This is a genomic window from Flavobacterium sp. CAN_S2, assembly GCF_015752255.1.
Lineage (GTDB): Bacteria > Bacteroidota > Bacteroidia > Flavobacteriales > Flavobacteriaceae > Flavobacterium.
Genome location: NZ_JADOVA010000001.1, coordinates 1,281,894 through 1,301,709 on the forward strand (window position 1 = coordinate 1,281,894; position 19,816 = coordinate 1,301,709).

At 35.3% G+C, this 19,816-nt stretch carries 17 protein-coding genes; 8 read left to right on the forward strand and 9 right to left on the reverse strand.

The genetic code is table 11. From position 1 onward, the window contains the following. Nucleotides 1–31 precede the first annotated feature (31 nt). From cysC to IWX80_RS05820, 3 genes are all read left to right on the forward strand, one after another. Nucleotides 32–652: an adenylyl-sulfate kinase gene (cysC, locus tag IWX80_RS05810; protein WP_196852541.1), complete on the forward strand. Its 621-nt coding sequence runs from the start codon at nucleotides 32–34 to the stop codon at nucleotides 650–652. 6 nt (nucleotides 653–658) lie between these two features. After that, on the forward strand, nucleotides 659–2,431 hold the full coding sequence (locus tag IWX80_RS05815; protein WP_196852542.1) for an ABC transporter ATP-binding protein: 1,773 nt from the start codon (nucleotides 659–661) through the stop codon (nucleotides 2,429–2,431). 61 nt (nucleotides 2,432–2,492) lie between these two features. Next, nucleotides 2,493–4,760, forward strand: coding sequence for a helix-turn-helix domain-containing protein (locus IWX80_RS05820; RefSeq protein ID WP_196852543.1), 2,268 nt, complete (start codon nucleotides 2,493–2,495; stop codon nucleotides 4,758–4,760). A gap of 58 nt (nucleotides 4,761–4,818) precedes the next feature. Here the strand turns inward: IWX80_RS05820 and IWX80_RS05825 are convergent, their stop codons facing one another. Beyond that, nucleotides 4,819–5,766: an SPOR domain-containing protein gene (locus IWX80_RS05825; protein ID WP_196852544.1), complete on the reverse strand. Its 948-nt coding sequence runs from the start codon at nucleotides 5,764–5,766 to the stop codon at nucleotides 4,819–4,821. 199 nt (nucleotides 5,767–5,965) lie between these two features. Here IWX80_RS05825 and dprA point away from each other — a divergent pair, with 199 nt between their 5' ends. After that, nucleotides 5,966–7,066 (forward strand): DNA-processing protein DprA, encoded by a 1,101-nt coding sequence (gene dprA, locus IWX80_RS05830; protein ID WP_196852545.1) that lies wholly within the window; start codon nucleotides 5,966–5,968, stop codon nucleotides 7,064–7,066. An 89-nt stretch (nucleotides 7,067–7,155) separates the two neighbouring features. Here the strand turns inward: dprA and trpS are convergent, their stop codons facing one another. Then, nucleotides 7,156–8,130, reverse strand: a complete 975-nt coding sequence (trpS, locus tag IWX80_RS05835; RefSeq protein WP_196852546.1) for a tryptophan--tRNA ligase — start codon at nucleotides 8,128–8,130, stop codon at nucleotides 7,156–7,158. 258 nt (nucleotides 8,131–8,388) lie between these two features. Here trpS and IWX80_RS05840 point away from each other — a divergent pair, with 258 nt between their 5' ends. After that, entirely contained in the window at nucleotides 8,389–9,150 is a 762-nt protein-coding gene (locus IWX80_RS05840) for a lysophospholipid acyltransferase family protein (protein WP_196852547.1), read from the forward strand. On the opposite strand, the gene IWX80_RS05845 is transcribed toward IWX80_RS05840, so the two are convergent. From IWX80_RS05845 to IWX80_RS05875, 7 genes are all read right to left on the reverse strand, one after another. Beyond that, complete coding sequence (locus IWX80_RS05845; RefSeq protein WP_196852548.1) at nucleotides 9,134–10,540, reverse strand: hypothetical protein; 1,407 nt, start codon at nucleotides 10,538–10,540, stop codon at nucleotides 9,134–9,136. The two genes, IWX80_RS05840 and IWX80_RS05845, sit on opposite strands and share 17 nt — an antisense overlap. Next, complete coding sequence (locus tag IWX80_RS05850; RefSeq protein ID WP_113636063.1) at nucleotides 10,537–11,079, reverse strand: RNA polymerase sigma factor; 543 nt, start codon at nucleotides 11,077–11,079, stop codon at nucleotides 10,537–10,539. The genes IWX80_RS05845 and IWX80_RS05850 overlap by 4 nt, the downstream gene beginning before the upstream one ends. Before the next feature lie 18 nt (nucleotides 11,080–11,097). After that, nucleotides 11,098–11,505, reverse strand: coding sequence for a hypothetical protein (locus IWX80_RS05855; protein WP_196852549.1), 408 nt, complete (start codon nucleotides 11,503–11,505; stop codon nucleotides 11,098–11,100). 144 nt (nucleotides 11,506–11,649) lie between these two features. Beyond that, nucleotides 11,650–12,657: a recombinase RecA gene (gene recA / locus IWX80_RS05860; protein ID WP_113636065.1), complete on the reverse strand. Its 1,008-nt coding sequence runs from the start codon at nucleotides 12,655–12,657 to the stop codon at nucleotides 11,650–11,652. A gap of 201 nt (nucleotides 12,658–12,858) precedes the next feature. Beyond that, the gene (locus IWX80_RS05865) at nucleotides 12,859–13,368 is read right to left on the reverse strand and encodes an acyl-CoA thioesterase (protein ID WP_113664684.1); all 510 of its coding nucleotides are present in this window, start codon (nucleotides 13,366–13,368) and stop codon (nucleotides 12,859–12,861) included. 53 nt (nucleotides 13,369–13,421) lie between these two features. Continuing rightward, the gene (locus tag IWX80_RS05870; protein WP_113635803.1) at nucleotides 13,422–13,805 is read right to left on the reverse strand and encodes a DoxX family membrane protein; all 384 of its coding nucleotides are present in this window, start codon (nucleotides 13,803–13,805) and stop codon (nucleotides 13,422–13,424) included. 4 nt (nucleotides 13,806–13,809) lie between these two features. Then, entirely contained in the window at nucleotides 13,810–14,958 is a 1,149-nt protein-coding gene (locus tag IWX80_RS05875) for a DNA polymerase III subunit (RefSeq protein WP_196852550.1), read from the reverse strand. A gap of 283 nt (nucleotides 14,959–15,241) precedes the next feature. Here IWX80_RS05875 and IWX80_RS05880 point away from each other — a divergent pair, with 283 nt between their 5' ends. The 3 genes from IWX80_RS05880 to IWX80_RS05890 all read left to right on the forward strand — a co-directional run bounded on the left by IWX80_RS05880 (nucleotide 15,242) and on the right by IWX80_RS05890 (nucleotide 19,803). Beyond that, nucleotides 15,242–16,429, forward strand: a complete 1,188-nt coding sequence (locus IWX80_RS05880) for a phosphoglycerate kinase (protein WP_113635807.1) — start codon at nucleotides 15,242–15,244, stop codon at nucleotides 16,427–16,429. A 302-nt stretch (nucleotides 16,430–16,731) separates the two neighbouring features. After that, nucleotides 16,732–18,777, forward strand: coding sequence for a LysM peptidoglycan-binding domain-containing protein (locus IWX80_RS05885; protein ID WP_196852551.1), 2,046 nt, complete (start codon nucleotides 16,732–16,734; stop codon nucleotides 18,775–18,777). Between the two features lie 48 nt (nucleotides 18,778–18,825). Beyond that, entirely contained in the window at nucleotides 18,826–19,803 is a 978-nt protein-coding gene (locus tag IWX80_RS05890) for a DUF4837 family protein (RefSeq protein ID WP_196852552.1), read from the forward strand. Nucleotides 19,804–19,816: the final 13 nt, after the last annotated feature.

A 19,816-nucleotide genomic window follows, 5' to 3' on the forward strand; every position in this document is an offset into this window, starting at 1 on the left:
ACTAAATTTGAAATTTCAATACATTACTATTATGGCGGCATCAAACCATTTATTTAAAGAAAACTATACGGTTTCCAGACAAGAACGTGAACAATTGAATGGGCATACTTCTTTTACTATTTGGTTAACAGGTTTTTCGGGTTCTGGCAAATCGACTATCGCTGCAGCTTTAGATCAATGGTTTTACAAGCGACAAATACGTTCGTACATCACTGATGGCGATAATACCCGCATGCACCTAAACAGTGATTTAGACTTTAGCCGTGAAGGCAGAAAAGAAAACATCCGCCGGGTTGCTGAAGTAGCCAGACTTTTTAATGATGCTGGAATTGTAGTTGTTAGCTCTTTTATTTCGCCATTTGAAGAGGATAGAATAACAGCAAAAGCTATTGTGGGAGCCGCGCATTTTGTAGAAGTTTACATTTCGACTCCACTTGAGAAATGTATTTCCAGAGATACTAAAGGGCTGTACGCCAAAGCAAAAAAAGGAGAAATCAAGGATTTAACGGGAATTGATAGTCCGTATGAAGTGCCCTCTAATCCAGATATTGTGGTGGATACTACAATAGATACCATTGAAGCATCTTTACAAATCATAACCGATTGGTTGTTAGAAAACAAATTGCAAGCTGTTGCTGAACTAAAGCTATAATTCATTGTGAAAAAACAATTCCAATTCAAAAAAATCCTTCAAGATTATATAAAAATTTTAAAAATCATCTACAAATCCTCTCCAGGCAATGCGGTGAGTTATTTTGTATTGGTTTTGTTCCAGTCTGTTGTTCCTGTTTTATCCCTTTACATTACAAAGGAAATTATCGATATTATTACGAATCCCAAAGGGCATGATTTCAGTGAAATTATCAAGTTGGTTATTGGATTTTGTGTTTTACAACTTATTTCGTCGGTCTGTAGTCAAATGGCAACTTACGTCAATTCGCTTTACCAGCAAAAGGTAGCGGATTATTTGTCCAGAAGAGTATTGGACAAAGCCATTTCCGTTGATTTTTCGTATTATGAAAATCCTATTTATCACGATACACTACATCTGGCGCAGCAACAAGCTGTTTTTAAAGCTGCTCAATTGCTAAATGGATTTAGCAATTTGTTGATGCAATTTTCGAGCGTGATTATGATTGCGAGTATGCTCGCGTATTATTATTGGCAATATGCAGTAATTATTGTGGTGTTGTCTTTGCCATTGTTTGCTGTAAAATGGTTTTTTTCTCGAAAAAGCTTTACCGAAGAAACGAAGTTGGCCAAGATAGAAAGAGAATCCAATTATTTACAACAGGTTTTAACAGGATTGAGTTATGCTAAGGAAGTGCGTCTTTTCGGTTTTGGAAAAGAATTCATTTCTCGTTACAGTACTTTAAGAGACTATTTGTTTAAACAACGAAAATCCATTCAAAACAAACAAAATTTTTACAGCGTAATTATTGAAGCGGGCGAAATTATCCTAGTGGGTTTTATTTTTTTATCGTTGGCTCAAAATACCTGGGAGCAAATTATTACGCCAGGACTTTTTGTAATTTATTTACAAGGTTTTCAAAAATTACAGTCAGGAACAAAAAGCTTTTTGACGGCTTTGGTACAGTTATTTCAGCACCGTTTATTTATCAATCATCTTTTTCAATTTTTAGACATTCCTGAAAAAAATGCTAAGGAAGAAACAGTTCCTTTTCCTCTAAAACCTTCCAAATTAGAAATCAAAAACCTTCATTTTTCGTATCCTGATACCGAAAGAGAAATTCTAAAAGACATTTCTTTATCATGTGAGAAAGGTCAAATTATTGCTATTGTTGGGGCAAATGGTTCTGGAAAATCGACTTTGGTCAAGCTTTTAGGGAAGTTATATAATTATGAAAAGGGCACGATTAGTATTGATGGGGTTTCGTTGAAAGATATCAATAAAGAAGAATTTAGAATCAATAGTGTTTTTCTTTTTCAGGATTTCGAGAAATATTTTCTAAGTGTAGGACAGAGTATTAGTTTAGGTTCTAAGGAAAAAATCAATTTGGAACGATTAAAAGAAGCCGTAAAAAATAGTGGCGCCCATGTTTTTATTGATAAAATGAAGCGTGGATTTGATACTAAATTAGGTCGTACTTTCTGGATGGGCGAACAGTTGAGTGGCGGTGAATGGCAAAAATTAGCTCTAGCCAGATTATTTTATCGAGATGCCGATTTGGTGGTTATGGATGAGCCAACAAGTGCATTAGATGCTTTTTCAGAAAGTGAGTTGTATAATTCACTTCGTGTTTGGGGAAAGGAGAAAATGATTATTTTAGTTTCTCATCGACTGTTTCAATTAAAAAAGGCCGATGTAATTTATGTAATGAAAAATGGAAGTATTGTAGAGAAAGGTAATTTTGATGCATTAATCGCGCAGAAAAGTTATTTTTGTGAAATGTTTGATGATCAATTGTAATTTATTTTTGGAGGTATTTAAAAATGAATTATGTTTTAAACCGTTTTAATTTACACGCCTAATGCAAACCATTTCAGAAGCCGCCGCTTATACCTTACGATTCATCAATCAAACCCATCGATCCGTTTTCCTTACTGGGAAAGCAGGAACGGGAAAAACCACACTTTTACGGGAAATTATTCAAACCACGCACAAGAATACGGTTGTTGTGGCGCCAACGGGAATAGCCGCTTTAAATGCTGGCGGAGTTACGATTCACTCGATGTTTCAGTTGCCGTTTGGAGGATTTATTCCGGATAATTCATCGCCTCAATTTTCCGAAAGTACCAAATTTGAAACCAAAGCTACGTTGCGCAGGCATTTCAAAATGAGCGGTTTGAAGAAATCAGTAATTCGCAATATGGAGTTGTTGATTATCGATGAAGTCAGTATGCTTCGAGCAGATTTATTGGATGCCATGGATTATATGATGCAAACGGTACGCAAGAAAAGTACTGCTTTTGGTGGTGTCCAAGTCTTGTACATTGGGGATTTGTTGCAGTTGCCACCGGTAATTCGGGATGAAGAATGGCGTACGCTGAAAACCTATTACAAAGGAAAGTTCTTTTTCCATTCGCATGTTGTGCAGCAACATCCGCCTTTATACATTGAATTATCCAAGATTTTTCGCCAGACCGATGATACATTTATTTCGGTTTTGAATAATCTTCGCAACAACCAGATTTCGCAGGAAGACATTCAAACTTTAAATCAATATGTAAAACCCGATTTTGATTTAAAAGCAAATAAAGGATATATAACATTAACAACGCACAACAACAAAGCCGATTCTATGAATGCGCAGGCTTTGGAAGATCTGGAAGGAAAGTTAGTGGTTTATAAACCTGATATAACAGGAGATTTTCCGGACAAGATATTCCCCGTTGAACAACAACTACAGTTGAAAGTGGGCGCGCAAATCATGTTTGTAAAAAATGATTTGTCTTTTGATAAGCACTATTTCAACGGAAAAATGGGCGTTATCAAATCGCTTTCGAGTCAGGAAATTTTGGTTCATTTTCCCGAAGAAAACAAAACCATAGAAGTCGAAAAATACGAATGGCAAAACATCCGTTACAAAGTAGACGAAACCACCAAAGAAATTGAGGAGGAAGTTCTGGGAACTTTTGTTCATTATCCCATCAAATTAGCGTGGGCAATTACGGTTCATAAAAGCCAGGGATTGACATTTGATAAAGCTGCGCTTGATGTTTCGCAAGTTTTTCTTCCAGGACAAGCATATGTCGCATTATCACGTTTGCGCTCGTTAGAAGGGCTTATTTTGCTTTCTCCGCTGCGCATGAACGGCATTTCAAACGATCAGGATGTGATGGATTATTCGTTGAATAAAGCTTCGGATTCGTTTTTAGAGAATGCCTTGCATTTTGAAACCAAAAATTTTATCCATAATTATCTGATAAACACGTTCGATTGGAGTGATTTGGCTCAGGAATGGCGCAATCATAAATTCAGTTACAACGAAAAATCAGAAATATCAGAGAAATCCAAACATGCAGTTTGGGCCAAAAAACAAACGGAAGTCATCGAACAGCTTTTGGATCCATCCAAAAAATTCATATCACAATTGAATAAGCTTTTTGGTCAGGAAACAGTCGATTTGAATCATGTTTCCGAGAGAATTCAGGCCGCTTTTAGTTATTTCCTAAAACCAATGGACGATTTGGTTTTTGAAATCCTTTGGAAAATTGAAGAAGTGAAACGCATTAAGAAAGTAAAAGCGTTTTATGATGAGTTAATCGTGCTGGAAGAACTGCAAACCAAGGCCGTTTTGCGATTAATGAAGGCCAAATTATTGATAGAAACCGTTGTGGCGGGAGAAACGATTTCGAAAGAGAAATTGACGTCCTCAGATATAAAAAATTACATCAGCCGTAAAACGGAAGCCATACAAAATCAGTTCAAGGAATTAAATATTACACTGATTGAAGACGAGAGGGACGTGGAACGTTATACTGCGAAAAAATCTAAAACTGCAGCGCCTAAGAAATCAACAGTTCAGGAAACATACGAATTGTGGGTCGAAAAGAAATCAATTGAGGATATTGCGACAATCAGGGTTCTAACCAAACAAACGATTTACTCCCATTTTGTGAAGTTGATACAAACCAAAGCGGTATCTATTGCGCAAGTTTTACCGGAGGATAAAATGCAGGATTTAGCAACTGCTTTTGCTGGATATAAAGAAGAATCACTGAATACTTTAATGGAAAAACACGGTCAAAAATTCTCGTGGGAAGAAGCGAGAATGTACAAAGCGAGTTTAAATTAGAAATTTCAAAAAGTGCTAAACTAAAAAACCCTATTCGGTAAGAATAGGGTTTTTGTTTTTATAGTGATTGAATCAATATCCAAGCTTCTGGATTATGCTTTTCATTGATCTCTTTTTTTGCTTTTTCTGCTTCAGCAAACGTGGCGTAACTGCCATACAAAACTGGAAAAAAACCGTTTTTATTGGGAGCGATTCGTTTGGCATCATATCCCAAGCGATTTAAAATTCGAAGTGTCTTGTTAGCATTTTTTTCTTCTCGGTACACGCCAGCCATAATGTGATACGGCATTTTTATTTCGGCAGTCGATTTTACGGAGAGAGTAACAGCCGGAACTGGACTTTCGATGAAGAAAGTGGCTTGCTGAATTTTATTTTGAACTTGTTTTTGAACGGCAGTTTCAACAAGAATCGTTTCTGAGGCGATTTGGTTTTGATACATTGGATAACCAACACTTCCTGCAAGTCCCAATCCTAATACAAAAATAGCAGCGTATTTTAAATACGGATTCACTGTTCTGGTTTCTTCAGAAACCATTGTGATAGTTGCTTTTTCTTCAATTGCTTCTACTTCTTTTTCGAAGATTTCTCTTTTTACAAGTGGTGAAACAAAAGGAACCAACCCAAAAGAACTGGTTAAATAATTCGTTTGATCGTATGGCGTGAAAACAATGTTTTTATCTACGTTCAAACGAAGATCACCTACATTTTTTATAGAAATAAGCTCGTTTTCTTCAAATGCTTTTTTCCAATTAAATACCTCGTATTGAATTTTACTTACGGCATATTCATAAGAAGTTTTTTCTGCTAAAGCGATATGATTGGCTAATAAACCATCATTGTTTTTCAGATTTGCATTGAAAGCGATCATTTTTTTGGGAGGAGAAAATGAATTTGTACTTTCGTTTAGTTTAGCCGATTGGATTTCGGTTAAAAAAGCTCCGAAACCAGGAACGGTAACACATTGATAACGGTATAAAAGCTGCGCGATGTATAGTTCGATTTTCATACTTACAAAGTTATACAACCAAAATAGTTATCAAAATTTTATTCACAATTTTTATTAACAATTCGCATAAAAATTTATACATTTCACTCTCAAATATTTAGCATGAAATAGCCATGTTTAATCGTTATACAAACATAAATAGAGATTTTTTTAAACTGGCGTATTCCATATTCCAATAAAAAACAAGTATTATCTACATATGAAAGAGCAGGATTTATTTTATTTATTGGCATTGCAAAGAATAGAGGGCGTGGGCGACATAATGGCCAAAAAGCTGCTGACTCATTTTGGAACTGCTGAAGCTATTTTTAATACTAAGGCATCGCAACTTGCTGCTATTGATGGAGTAGGATCTGTTTTGCTGAAAAATTTAAGAGATAAATCCGTTTTTGAAAAAGCAACTCAAGAACTGGAGTTTATAAAAGCAAATGAAATAAATGCAGTTTATTTTCAGGATGAAGACTATCCGGAACGGTTGAAACATTGTATTGACGGACCACTTTTATTATTCACATCTGGAAACATCAATTTAAAAAACAGAAAAATAATCAGCATTGTAGGAACACGGCAAATTACATCGTACGGAACTGAATTTTGCAGAAAATTGATTGAAGATTTGGCTCCGCTAGATCCTATAATCGTCAGTGGTTTTGCGTATGGCGTTGATATTGTCGCACACCAATTAGCGATGGAATATAATTTACAAACGATAGGAGTAGTAGCGCACGGTTTAAACCAAATTTACCCGAAAACCCATAAAAAATATGTATCGAAAGTCGAGCAAAACGGTGGTTTCATGACCGAGTTTTGGAGTTCATCCAATCCCGATAAAGAAAATTTCGTAAAAAGAAACAGAATCGTTGCGGGAATGTCTGAAGCAACAATCGTAATTGAATCAGCAGATAGAGGTGGATCTTTAATCACGGCGAACATGGCTAATGATTACAATCGTGATGTCTTTGCGGTTCCGGGACGTGTTACGGATAAATACAGCCAAGGTTGCAACAACCTGATAAAAACCCAAAAAGCAAATGTCTTGACCAGTGCTGCAGATTTGATTTATATTTTGAATTGGGATATCCAGAAGGAATCTAAACCCGTACAGAAACAATTGTTTGTAAGCTTAGATGATGATGAGCAAAAAGTATACGATTACCTCCTTAAAACTGGAAAAGAACTCATGGATATTATTGCTTTGCGCTGTGATTTCCCTATTTATAAAATCTCAGGAATGCTCTTGAATATGGAATTGAAAGGTGTGATACGACCTTTGCCGGGGAAATTGTTTGAGGCGATTTGATTGTAACATAGAAGTCATGTAAGCTTTCGTGAAATAGAAATAAAACTATAAAAAACTTACATGACTTATATGTTTAAAAAAATGGATTGTTACACCTCAAATCCTAGTTTTTCTCTCACTCTTGCCAGAACTCCATTCGCAACAGCTGAAGCTTTTTCGGCTCCTTTTTTGAGTAAAGCATCAACTTCAGTAAGATTATTGATGTAGTAATTGTATTTTTCTCTCTCCGTTTTGAAAGTTTCTGTAATCAATTCAAACAACGCTTGTTTTGCGTGGCCGTAGCCATAATTCCCACCAAGGTAATTGGCTTTCATCGCCGCGATTTGTTCTTCATTTGCCAGTAAAGAATAAATAGCAAAAGCATTGCATGTATCTGGATTTTTAGGATCTTCCAGCGGCGTGCTGTCGGTTTCAATACTCATTACCTGTTTACGCAACGCTTTGTCATCTAGAAAAATATTGATAATATTATTGGCTGATTTGCTCATCTTTCCCCCATTGGTTCCCGGAATCAACATGCTGTCTTCCTGAATTTTGGCTTCGGGAAGTACGAAAGTTTCTCCCATTTGGTGGTTGAAACGGGACGCTACATCGCGAGTGATTTCAACGTGTTGCAATTGGTCTTTTCCTACGGGAACCAATTCTGCGTCGTATAATAAAATATCGGCAGCCATTAGCATTGGATACGTAAACAAACCAGCGTTTACATCTTCCAGTCTATCGGCTTTGTCTTTGAAAGAATGCGCTAATGTCAAGCGTTGAAAAGGAAAAAAACAACTCAAATACCAGGATAATTCCGCTGTTTGTGGTACGTCTGATTGTCTGTAGAAAACAACTTTGTCTACATTCAAACCACACGCCAACCAAGCTGCAGCAGTACTGTAGGTATTGGTTCGTAAGCTTTCGCCGTTTTTTATTTGTGTTATCGAATGCAAATCGGCAATGAAAAGAAACGATTCGTTTTCCGGTTTATTTGATAATGCTATTGCGGGAATGATTGCGCCAAGTAAGTTTCCTAAATGCGGTGTTCCTGTACTTTGAACACCTGTAAGTATTTTTGCCATTATTTCTTTTTTCTTAAGCGCAAAGTTCGCAAAGTTTTTTATTTTTTACCGCAAATTCGCAAATTATAAAATCAACTGACTTTAAATAGTGTTAGTAATTTTTTTAACCATATAAGTCATTTAAGTCTGTAAAACGTTGATGATTAAAAGAACGAGTTATAATTGACCAGTAACATAAAAACTTTGATGACTTAGATGTTGAAAAACCGAAGAATATTTTTTGAGCATCATAACATCTGATTTCTTACTTTTGAACCTATGAGAGGATTAAAAATTATTTTTTGGGTATTGTGGCGCATTTGGTTTTATATTTTGATGGCCATTCCCATATTGGTGATGTTTCCTTTACTGGTGTTGTCTATTTTGACGGAAAGCGGCTATCCTTATTTTTTTAAGATGGCGCGTATTTGGGCAAAATTTATTCTTTTCGGGATGGGATTTTATTATAAAATAGATAAAAGCCAAGAAATGGAATACCAAAAAAGTTACATGATTGTAGCCAATCATACCTCAATGGCTGATATTATGCTGATGCTTGCCCTGACCAGAAATCCGTTTGTTTTTGTGGGTAAAAAAGAACTCTCAAAAATTCCATTGTTTGGATTTTTCTATAAAAGAACCTGTATTTTAGTGGACAGAAGTTCTTCAAAAAGTAGAATGGAAGTTTTTAACCGCGCTCAAAAAAGAATCAATCAAGGATTAAGCATTTGTATTTTTCCCGAAGGTGGCGTTCCCGATGATGAATCTGTAGTTTTGGATACTTTCAAAGATGGTGCTTTTCGCTTGGCGATAGAACACGAAATTCCTATTGTTCCAATTACTTTTGCCGATAACAAGAAGAGGTTCTCTTATACTTTTTTTAGCGGAAGCCCAGGAATTATGCGTGTCAAAATGCATTCTCACATAGAAACTTCAGGAAAAAAAGGTGTCGATCGCAAGGAAGTTCGCGAGGAAGTTCGTGAAATAATATACAATCAACTGATGGCTTTTGATGCTGATGTGATTAAAAACTATAACTGATTCCAGAGTATAACCCAACGAAGATTGGTTTGAAATTCCCGGAATTGCTTGAAAACGTGTTCATCTGGTATTTCAGCATGGGTTCAAAATTAATTTTAAATGATTTCACGATTTGGTATTGAAAACCAACACCAACATTGGTACTGAAATTAATTTCATTTAAATTCCGTGCCTCTCCTAATGTAATATTCGTTTCAGAGGAAACCAACGAAATTTTATTCTGGTTGAGAAACAAAGTACTTACACCACCAATAAGGTTAATTCCAAATTTTTTATCCAAAACAGCATAGGAAACCTCCATTGGAATTTCATAATATCCCATTTTTTGATTGATAGCTCCTGTATTTGTTTTTTGTAAGTTGATTTCAAATAAGGATAACATATTCAAATTAGATCCGTTTTTTATCTCTATTAACGCAGTTGAAGTATAATTAATATTTGTCAGGTTATTATTTGCCAAACCTGTCGAATATACTACGTTATTCGTGTTATATCCCAGCGAGAGCTTGTTAATTCCGCTTCGTAATGTCACTTTTTTAGAAACAGCATAATTTACACCTACACCAAAACTTAAGCTGTTATCTGTCGTTTTTTGATTTTCTGAAAATTGTGGATCAATGGAAGACCCACCTGAATTCGAATTCAGATATACGGCAGCAACATTTGGAGTAATTTGCCACTTGTTTTTTGAACTAAGAACAACAACTTCTTTGTCTTTTACTTTTTTGTTTTTTAGGATTTCTTCTAATTCGTTCGGCGATTCAACAGAATTTAATGGCTGCTTTTTAGAATCTATCGCAGCAATTTTAGTGTTTTCAGTATCGTTTAAATACTCTTTTTCCAAAGTTTGATTTGATGTATTATTCGTTTCAGCGATAATCACTTTAGTCGAAATTTCTCTGGTGTTTGTTGTTTCTTGTTTTAGCGAAGGATGATTTTTTTGTAAAGAAACAACAGCATTAGTTTGAGTTTTCTTCTTATTCGAATGGATCTCAGATTGATTTGTGGATGTAAATTCTTTTCCATCTTTTTGTTCCGTTTTAATTATGTTCTCAACAACTGGAAGTTCTTTTTTAATTTCCAATGTGTTGCTCTTCTTTTCAATAATAGAATCCCGATTTTCCGAAGAATTTTTTAGAATTTCTGGCGAGACAACAATACCGTTTTGAGTATCGAGATTGTTATTCAAAAGACTGTTCAAAGCAAATAAACCCAATAGAAATGCGGCCGCAATTCCCGGGAATTTTATCCATAACGGAATTACTTTTCGCTCTTTCTTCTCTTTTTTTAATTCGGTTTGAATATTTTTCCACACTTGTTCATTCGGAGGCAGTTCAAAATCCTTGAATCGTTCTTGAAAAAATCGGTCTATATTTTTTTTATCGTTCATTTTGCCAATGAATTTATTTTAATTTTTGTGTAATGATCAATTTTTTCTTTCAAGATGGTTCTAGCTCTCGCAAGATTTGACTTTGTGGTTCCGGTACTGATTTTGAGCATTTCAGAAACTTCTTTATGAGAATATCCATCAAGTACGTAAAGACTAAAAACTAACCGGTATTGGTCCGGTAATTCTTGAATAATTTGCATTAAATACTCAATAGAAATATTTTCGTCTTCAATTTCGACTTCTTCCTCAGGAATATTGTCGTTTATAATTTCCATGTATCGAACGCCTCTGAATTTTTGAAGGGCATTATTGATCATTATTCTCTTTGCCCATCCTTCAAAAGAGCCTTTAAAGTTGAACTGCTCAATTTTATCAAAAATAATCAAAAACCCATCTTGTAGATTGTCTTCGGCATCTGCGTAATCACGGGAATATTTTAAACACACCCCAAAGAATTTTTTAGAAAACAATTGGTACAATTGCTCTTGTGCTTTGGGGCAGTTTTTTTTGCATTGATTAATGATTTGATCTAATACCACAGTTTTTACGGTCATTAATTAATTCACTGGAATTTCAACTTCTTCAAATATATTTTGACCGTTGGCGTCCTCACCTTTATAAAACTTAAAGATATAGGATCCGGTATTGGTTACTAAAAAATTGAAAGAAACTTCAACCGGTGCTGTTGTTAAAGGTGTGCAATTTGTACTTTCAAGAACTGCAGTTTGTATTCCAATGGTTCTTACGTTTAAATTTTTATCGTAATATATTCCTTGATAAGAATGACAATCGGAGGGTTTTTTGTACTTCAATTTTATTTCATAGGTTTGTCCCAAGGTGAAAGATTGTGGCACCGTGTAACTGTCTACAGCAAGTACTTCATAACTGTAATTTGGTTGATCATCATCAATACTACAACCCATTAAGGTTAATAAAAACAGAGTAAGTAAAACAATTTTTTTCATCTTTAATAATTTAAAAGTTAACACTATTCCGCCAGTCTAAAACTTTTATCGACGGTTTATTAATAGATGAGATTTTAAAAAAAAGGTTGCGTTTAAAAATGAAAAAACCCGTCTGACTTTTAGGTGCGAGACGGGTTTTAGTATTTATGCTTCTGCTAGTTCTTTTATTCTAGCTTTAATTTTCACTTCAAGTTCATCAGCCAGTTCTGGATTGTCTTTGATTAAAGACTTTACCGCATCACGACCTTGTCCTAATTTGGTTTCACCGTAACTGAACCAAGATCCCGCTTTTTTGATGATTTCAAACTCAACAGCAAGATCTAAAATCTCTCCTGTTTTTGAAATTCCTTCACCATACATGATGTCAAATTCAGCAATTTTAAACGGCGGAGCCACTTTGTTTTTCACCACTTTTACTTTGGTTCTGTTTCCAAGGACGTTATCACCATCTTTAATTTGTGTAGAACGACGGATGTCTAAACGTACCGAAGCGTAAAACTTCAATGCATTTCCTCCTGTTGTAGTTTCTGGATTTCCAAACATTACTCCAATTTTCTCTCTCAATTGGTTGATAAAGAAAACCGTACAATGTGTTTTGCTGATCGTTCCTGTCAATTTACGCAATGCTTGAGACATCAAACGAGCGTGTAATCCCATTTTAGAATCTCCCATTTCGCCTTCAATTTCACTTTTTGGCGTCAAAGCAGCAACCGAGTCAATTACAACAATGTCAATTGCTCCGGAACGAATTAAGTTCTCTGCAATCTCTAACGCTTGTTCTCCGTTATCCGGTTGTGAGATGATTAAGTTTTCGATGTCTACGCCTAATTTCTCAGCATAATTTCTATCGAAAGCATGTTCTGCATCAATAAAAGCGGCAATTCCACCTGCTTTTTGAGCTTCAGCAATAGCGTGAAGTGTCAACGTGGTTTTTCCAGAAGATTCCGGACCGTATATTTCAATAATTCTACCTCTTGGATAACCGCCAACTCCTAATGCCAAATCGATTCCTAAAGACCCTGAAGAAATGGTTTCTACTTCCTCAATGGCTTTGTCGCCCATTTTCATTACCGTCCCTTTTCCGTAGGTTTTGTCTAATTTGTCAAGCGTAAGTTGCAGCGCTTTTAATTTGGATTCTTTCTCTGTACTCATCTTCTCTTTTACCTTTTCTTTCATCTATTTGTATTATTTTATAACGGTAAGAAACTGACAGGATGACTAATTATCCTATAAATTTCATTTGTAAACTGAACATTTGTTTTGTAAAAATACTTCTTTTTTTAATTAAAAATTTCTCTTTCAAGAATATTTTAAATCTATTTTGAATTAAAAATTACGAGTCAATTATGTGTATTAAGTGAACAATGCTTTTAATTCGGTTGCGTCATGCGGATTCATTTTTCCGGCTAAAACTAAACTCAACTGTTTGCGTCGCAATGCGGCTTCAAAACGTTGTTTTTCCAGTTCGGTTTCCGGAAGAATTTGGGGTACTTCAACGGGTCTTCCAGTATCATCCACCGCCACAAAAGTATAAATCGCTTCATTGGCTTTGGTTTTATTACCAGATTCTCTGTCTTCGACCCAAATGTCAATGTATATTTCCATCGAACTTTTGAAAGCTCTGGAAACCTTTGCTTCAACAGTCACTACACTTCCCAACGGAATTGCTCTATTGAACGCCACGTGATTTACGGATGCGGTCACCACAATTCTTCGGGAATGTCTTCGTGCCGCAATACTAGCTGCGCGATCCATACGGGCTAATAGTTCTCCTCCAAAAAGATTGTTCAAAGGATTGGTCTCGCTTGGCAAAACTAAATCGGTTAATGTTGTCAGGGATTCTGAAGGATGTTTTGGAGTCATTTTTTTTTATATAAAAAGAGAATTGTTGTTATTCAAAATAGTAAGATGTAATATTAATTTAACCAATAAACGGCCAATATTGCTGGGATAAAATAGATGACAATTGTTCTGGCGCCATCATAATCTTTGGCCAATCGCTGTCCAAAAAGCAACATCAATAACGTGATACACGAAAAAACGGCACCATAGAAACCAAATATTCTTCCGTTGTTCACGAATAATTCGATACAACCCACCACACATAAAATCCCGGAAATTAATTCCAAAATAAGAATGTTTAGTAACGCTAGTGGCACTTGGTTTTTTAGTGGTGTTTTGGCAAAATGACCTTTTAGCCAGTCCACATTGTCTTTCCAATAAAACAGTTTGTCATAACCGGACTGAAGGAACGTGATGGCCAGGAAAATTAAAATTAAAATAGAAGTAATGTTGTTCATGTTTTTATTTTTTGTGGATTAATCGGGTCAGTTTTATGGATAAATCGGTGAGAATAATTTTGGCGTTTCCGTTGCGTTCTATATGATACATGGCTTCAGAAAGTTCTTTGAAAATATCGTTGATATTATTACCATTTACGAAAGGCGCAAAATTCTCCAGTTTGAACTTATCTACTTGCGGTTCTATGTAAACTAAGCTTGGCGTTTGGTAATTCAGCAGCAATGCCTGACGAAACATGTCGATACAGAAATGTAAAAATTTCTTCTGGGTTTCTCTTCCTAAACCGGCAATTTGCTCGCTCCATTGAATCAAATCCTGAATAGCTGCTGCGTTTCCTTTGGCTCTAAAAGCAGCCCGAACCCAATCGACAAACCATTTTTCAAAAAAAACGGATTCGCTGTCCGGTTGCAGTAATTGTAATGCTTTGTTGAAATTTCCTTGTGCCTGATGCGCAATTTTTACAGCGGTTTTTGATTCTATATTTTCTTTTGAAACTAAAGCTTCCGAGATTACTTTTTCGCTTAATCCATTAAAATGCAACACTTGGCATCGGGAACGAATCGTTTGAATAATATCTTCTTCGTTTTCTGAAATCAGGATAAAAACAGTTCTGTCCGTAGGTTCTTCCAATAATTTCAGTAGTTTATTAGATGCGGCGATATTTAATTTATCGGCCATCCAAATAATCATTATTTTGTATCCGCCTTCATAAGATTTCAAAGCTAAGGATTTCAAGATTTCCTGCGCATCATCAACTCTGATTTCGCCTTGTTTGTTTTTAACACCAAGCATTTGGTACCAATCAAACAAACTTCCGTACGGATTATGTTCTAAAAACTGACGCCATTCTGTGATGAAATCAATGCTTTTTGGTTTTGTTTTTACTTCATCGGTGCTGACAGTAGGATAAATAAAATGCAAATCCGGATGTGAAGTTTTCTGGAATTTGATATTACACGCTTCATTTGTGCCGGAATTTTCTCCGTTTTGATTGCTGCAAATGATGTATTGAGCATAGGCAATCGCCATAGGCAATGTGCCGCTTCCTTCGGGACCAACAAACAATTGCGCATGTGGAATTCGGCCCAAATCAGCACTTTTTGTCAAATGGCTTTTGATGTGTTCTTGTCCTAAAATTTCTGAAAATTGCATGAAGCAAAGATAGCAGAAAATGGTTTAGTCTAAAATTTTAGCAGGCAAAGTTTCAGTAGAAGCAAGTGCAGAGAAGTGGTAATTAAGGTATTTACTTTTGAAATTTAATTTGTCTTTATTTAGAACAAAAAACACATAAAGTATTAAAAAGGAACATTATTTATTAATTTACAACGATTTCGTTGCTTAAAATTTATTTTAAATGGTTTTCCCTAATTTATTAATAATTTAAAAGTTCTATATTTGTTACTCTTTCAAAAAAAACAAACTAAAAAACAGACTGATGAAAACGTTAAGTGATTTCAATTTTGCAAATAAAAAAGCCATAATCCGTGTTGATTTTAATGTGCCTTTAGACGAAAATTTCAATGTAACGGATGCAACTCGTATCGAAGCGGCAAAACCTACTATTGACGCGATTCTTGCTCAAGGCGGAAGCGTGATTTTGATGTCGCACTTAGGTCGACCAAAAGGAGTGGAAGAAAAATATTCTTTGAAACACATACTTAAAACAGCATCGGATATTCTTGGTGTACCTGTTCAATTTGTTTCTGATTGCGTTGGTTCAGAAGCGAAAGCAGCTGCTGAAAAATTGCAAGCTGGTGAAGTTTTATTATTGGAAAATTTACGTTTTCATAGCGAAGAAGAAGCTGGAGATGTTGCTTTCGCAAAAGAATTAGCGTCACTTGGTGATATTTACGTGAATGACGCCTTTGGAACAGCACACAGAGCACACGCGTCGACTACAATTATTGCACAGTTTTTCCCAACGGAAAAATGTTTTGGATTGTTATTGGCCAAAGAAATTGAAAGCTTGAACAAAGTTTTGAAAAACAGTGAAAAACCAGTTACAGCAGTTCTTGGTGGATCTAAAGTATCTTCTAAAATCACGGTGATTGAGAATATTTTGGACAAGGTTGACCACATGATTATTGGTGGCGGAATGACTTTTACTTTTGTAAAAGCGTTGGGCGGTAAAATTGGCGATTCTATTTGCGAAGATGACAAACAAGAATTAGCGTTAGAAATTTTGCGTTTGGCTAAAGAAAAAGGAGTTCAAATTCATATTCCTGTTGATGTTGTTGCTGCAAATGCATTTTCAAATGATGCAGAAACACAAATTGTTGATGTAAAAGAAATTCCTGACGGTTGGCAAGGTTTGGACGCAGGTCCAAAATCATTGGAAAACTTCAAAAAAGTAATAATGGAATCTAAAACGATTCTTTGGAACGGACCATTAGGTGTTTTTGAAATGGAAAATTTTGCTAACGGAACCATTGCTTTGGGTAACTTTATTGCAGAATCTACTGCAAACGGAGCGTTCTCCCTTGTAGGCGGAGGTGATTCAGTAGCTGCAGTAAAACAATTTGGATTGGAAGACAAAGTAAGTTACGTTTCTACCGGTGGAGGAGCAATGCTGGAAATGCTGGAAGGCAGAACTTTGCCTGGAATTGCAGCTATTTTAGACTAAATAATTGTGTTATAAAGTCATTATAAACTGTTTTATTGGGTTTAATTAAAACATCAAAAAAACGGAAATCAGGATTAAACGGAAAACCTTAGCGATAGTATTTATTGCTGAGGTTTTTTTGTGAAATTTCAGAATTTGATTTTTTAAAGTGGTTTTCCCTTTCAAAACAGCGAAAATTATTTGCAAATGCATCAAAGATTGCATTTTTAACAATATTTAAAGAAATTTTTAGTTTAAACCTATTAAGTTTGTAAAAACAAGCTTTGTAATCATTTGTAATATAGGTCTTTGATCGTAAAAATATGAATATAAAAAATACCACATTATCACTTTTGCTGCTGTTATCGTCGCAATTGTTTGCTCAAGAAAGTTTCGAAAATAAAGAAATTCCGAGATTCGAAACAAAATTATCCTACTTAGATTCCATCAAAAAAACGTTCGTAAAAGACGATTTAGCCGCTTGCGTAGATAGTTTGTGGATGAAGGAATTGACTAATTTAGATTTGTACAACACCATTTCGGATGATATTAAGAATGTCAATATCGATGAGAAAATTGAGTACGAATTATCAACGGAACTCCTCAAGGAAAGATTGGCCGCAATGGATGCGAAATCACCTTTCAATATTGAATACAATCAAGGATTAGAAAACATCATCAAATCATTTTTGAAGAATCGAAAAAAATCTTTTGAACGTTTAATGGCGGTTTCGGAGTATTATTTTCCTGTTTTTGAAGAGGCTTTAGCCAAACAAAATGTCCCATTAGAAATAAAATATTTAGCCGTGGTGGAATCCGCTTTAAATCCTAAAGCAGTTTCTAAAATGGGAGCAACCGGATTGTGGCAATTTATGTATCAAACCGGAAAACAATATGGGTTAAAGATTGATTCCTATGTGGATGAACGCAGTGATCCCTTGAAAGCCAGTGAAGCCGCTGCTCAATACATGACTAATATGTACCGAATATTTGGTGACTGGGATTTGGTTTTGGCTTCCTATAATTCAGGTCCGGGAAATGTCTCAAAAGCAATCAGACGCTCTGGTGGTCAGCAAAATTATTGGAACATCAGAAAAAATCTTCCTAAAGAAACACAGGGATATGTTCCTGCTTTCCTAGCAACGATGTACATTTATGAATACCATAAAGAACACGGAATTGTTCCTAATAGAGCAACAGTAAAACATTTTGCTACGGATACCATAATGATTAAGAAGCAAATGACTTTCAAGCAAATATCTGATTTATTGGATGTTCCTGTAGTTCAGTTGCAAGTTTTGAATCCGTCGTATAAACTGAATGTAGTTCCATTTTATCACGATCAAAATCATTATTTAAGATTACCTCAAGAAAAAATTGCTGTTTTTGCGTCTAATGAGGATCAAATTTATGCGTATACGCAACATGAATTAGACCAAAGAGAAAGACCCTTTCAGGTGATGAAAGCAATAGTTCAAAAAGACACTTCCAGTTATACTATTCAGCGCAATTCACTGTCCAAAACGTCTTATTATAAAGTAAAACGAGGTGACAATCTAACAGCTGTAGCCAATAAATACGATGTTTCTGTTTCTGATATAAAGAAATGGAACAACTTAAAAAGTAATACGCTTTCTTATGGAAAAAGCCTTAAAATTGTAACAGGCCAGAGTGTCGATTCATCAGCAAAAGCGGAACCTAAGATCGATGCTGTAGTCTCAAAAAATAAATCTTTATTGACATCAGAATCAAAAAGCAGTAAAGAAGAAAAAATAAATAATAATTCAGCTCCATTGACAACGGATTCCTCTACACTTTATGTGGTTCAAAAAGGAGATAATTTGGGAAGTATTGCTCAAAAATACGAAGTGACCGTTGCCGAAATTCAAGAATGGAATGGACTTTCAAATGATACGGTACAATATGGAACGTCATTACAAATTGCCAAAACCGGATTGGATTCTAAGAATGAGCTGACTTTAAATCCCGTACGAAAAGACATTGAATATGTGGTTTTGAAAGGAGATAATTTAGGGAATATCGCCAGTAAATTCGGGGCTTCCGTAGTTGATTTGAAACAATGGAATAATCTACCGGACAACACAATTACTATTGGAAAAACATTAATTGTTGCCAAAGATGAAATTGCGATTATCACGGATAAAGCAACAGTTAATTCCTTCAAGAGTAAATCAAGTGCAACGTCAGCAGCTAAAAAAGTAAGTGCTGATTATTATGTAAAAAAAGGAGACTCTTTATTTAGCATTGCCAAAAAATATCCTGGCGTAACCATTTCCGACTTGAAAAAATGGAATGGTATTCGCAGTGAAGATATTAAACCCGGAATGAAGTTAAAAATTAACGGATAATAGAAGAAACTTCTATAAATTTGGGTTTTATTTTATAATTGAATTATAATGAATAAAGCCCATTTTTTATTTCTTTTCGTTGCTCTGCTATTGTTTTCCTGTAAAAAAGAAAATGATCATTTACCGCGCAAAACAACAGGAAAAATCAACACTATTTCAGTAATTATTGATGATCAGTTGTGGAACGGAGATATTGGTGACAGCATTCGAAACAAATTTGCATCGCCAGTTATAGGTTTGCCTCAAGAAGAACCTTTATTTAACATCAATCAATATCCGGTCAAACTTTTAGAAGGATTTATGACTGATACCCGAGCGATCATTGTGGTGAAAAAAGCGGAGGAAAATAAGTTTGAAATCCGTAAAAATCAATACGCATCCCCTCAAAACGTATTTCATATTTCGGGTAAAACAGCAACAGATATTATCGATTGCATTGAAAAAAATGCTCCTCAAATGATTCAGATAATCAAAGAAGCTGAAATCGCCGAGAGTCAGCGATTAAACAGCCAATCATTGATGGATCCTAAAGTAATCGAGAATAAGTTTCATCTTTCAATACAAATTCCTTCCGGTTATGCATATGTTCTTCAAAAAAGTAATTTTTTGTGGCTAAAAAAAGAAATCATCGGCGGAAATACCAGCCTTTTAATGTATCAGGTTCCTTTAAATACCTTAAATAAAGACAAGGACTTGGTCGCCAGTATCATTAAAATGCGTGATTCCATTGGCAAATTATACATTAGCGGAAAGGAACCGGAGACGAATATGATTACTGAAGAGGCGTATGCTCCGTATCTTTTTAAGATTAATCTCGATGGAAAAGAAACCTTTGAAACAAAAGGAACTTGGCAGCTGAACAATGATTTCATGTCCGGACCTTTTATCAATTATGCTATTATTGATACCGAATACAACCGAGTTTTGGTATTAGAAGGATTTTGTTACGCGCCTTCAAAAGACAAACGGGATTTGATGCATGAACTGGAATCCATTATAAAATCAGTTGTTGTTGCAAAAAGGTAATCTTAAATTTCTT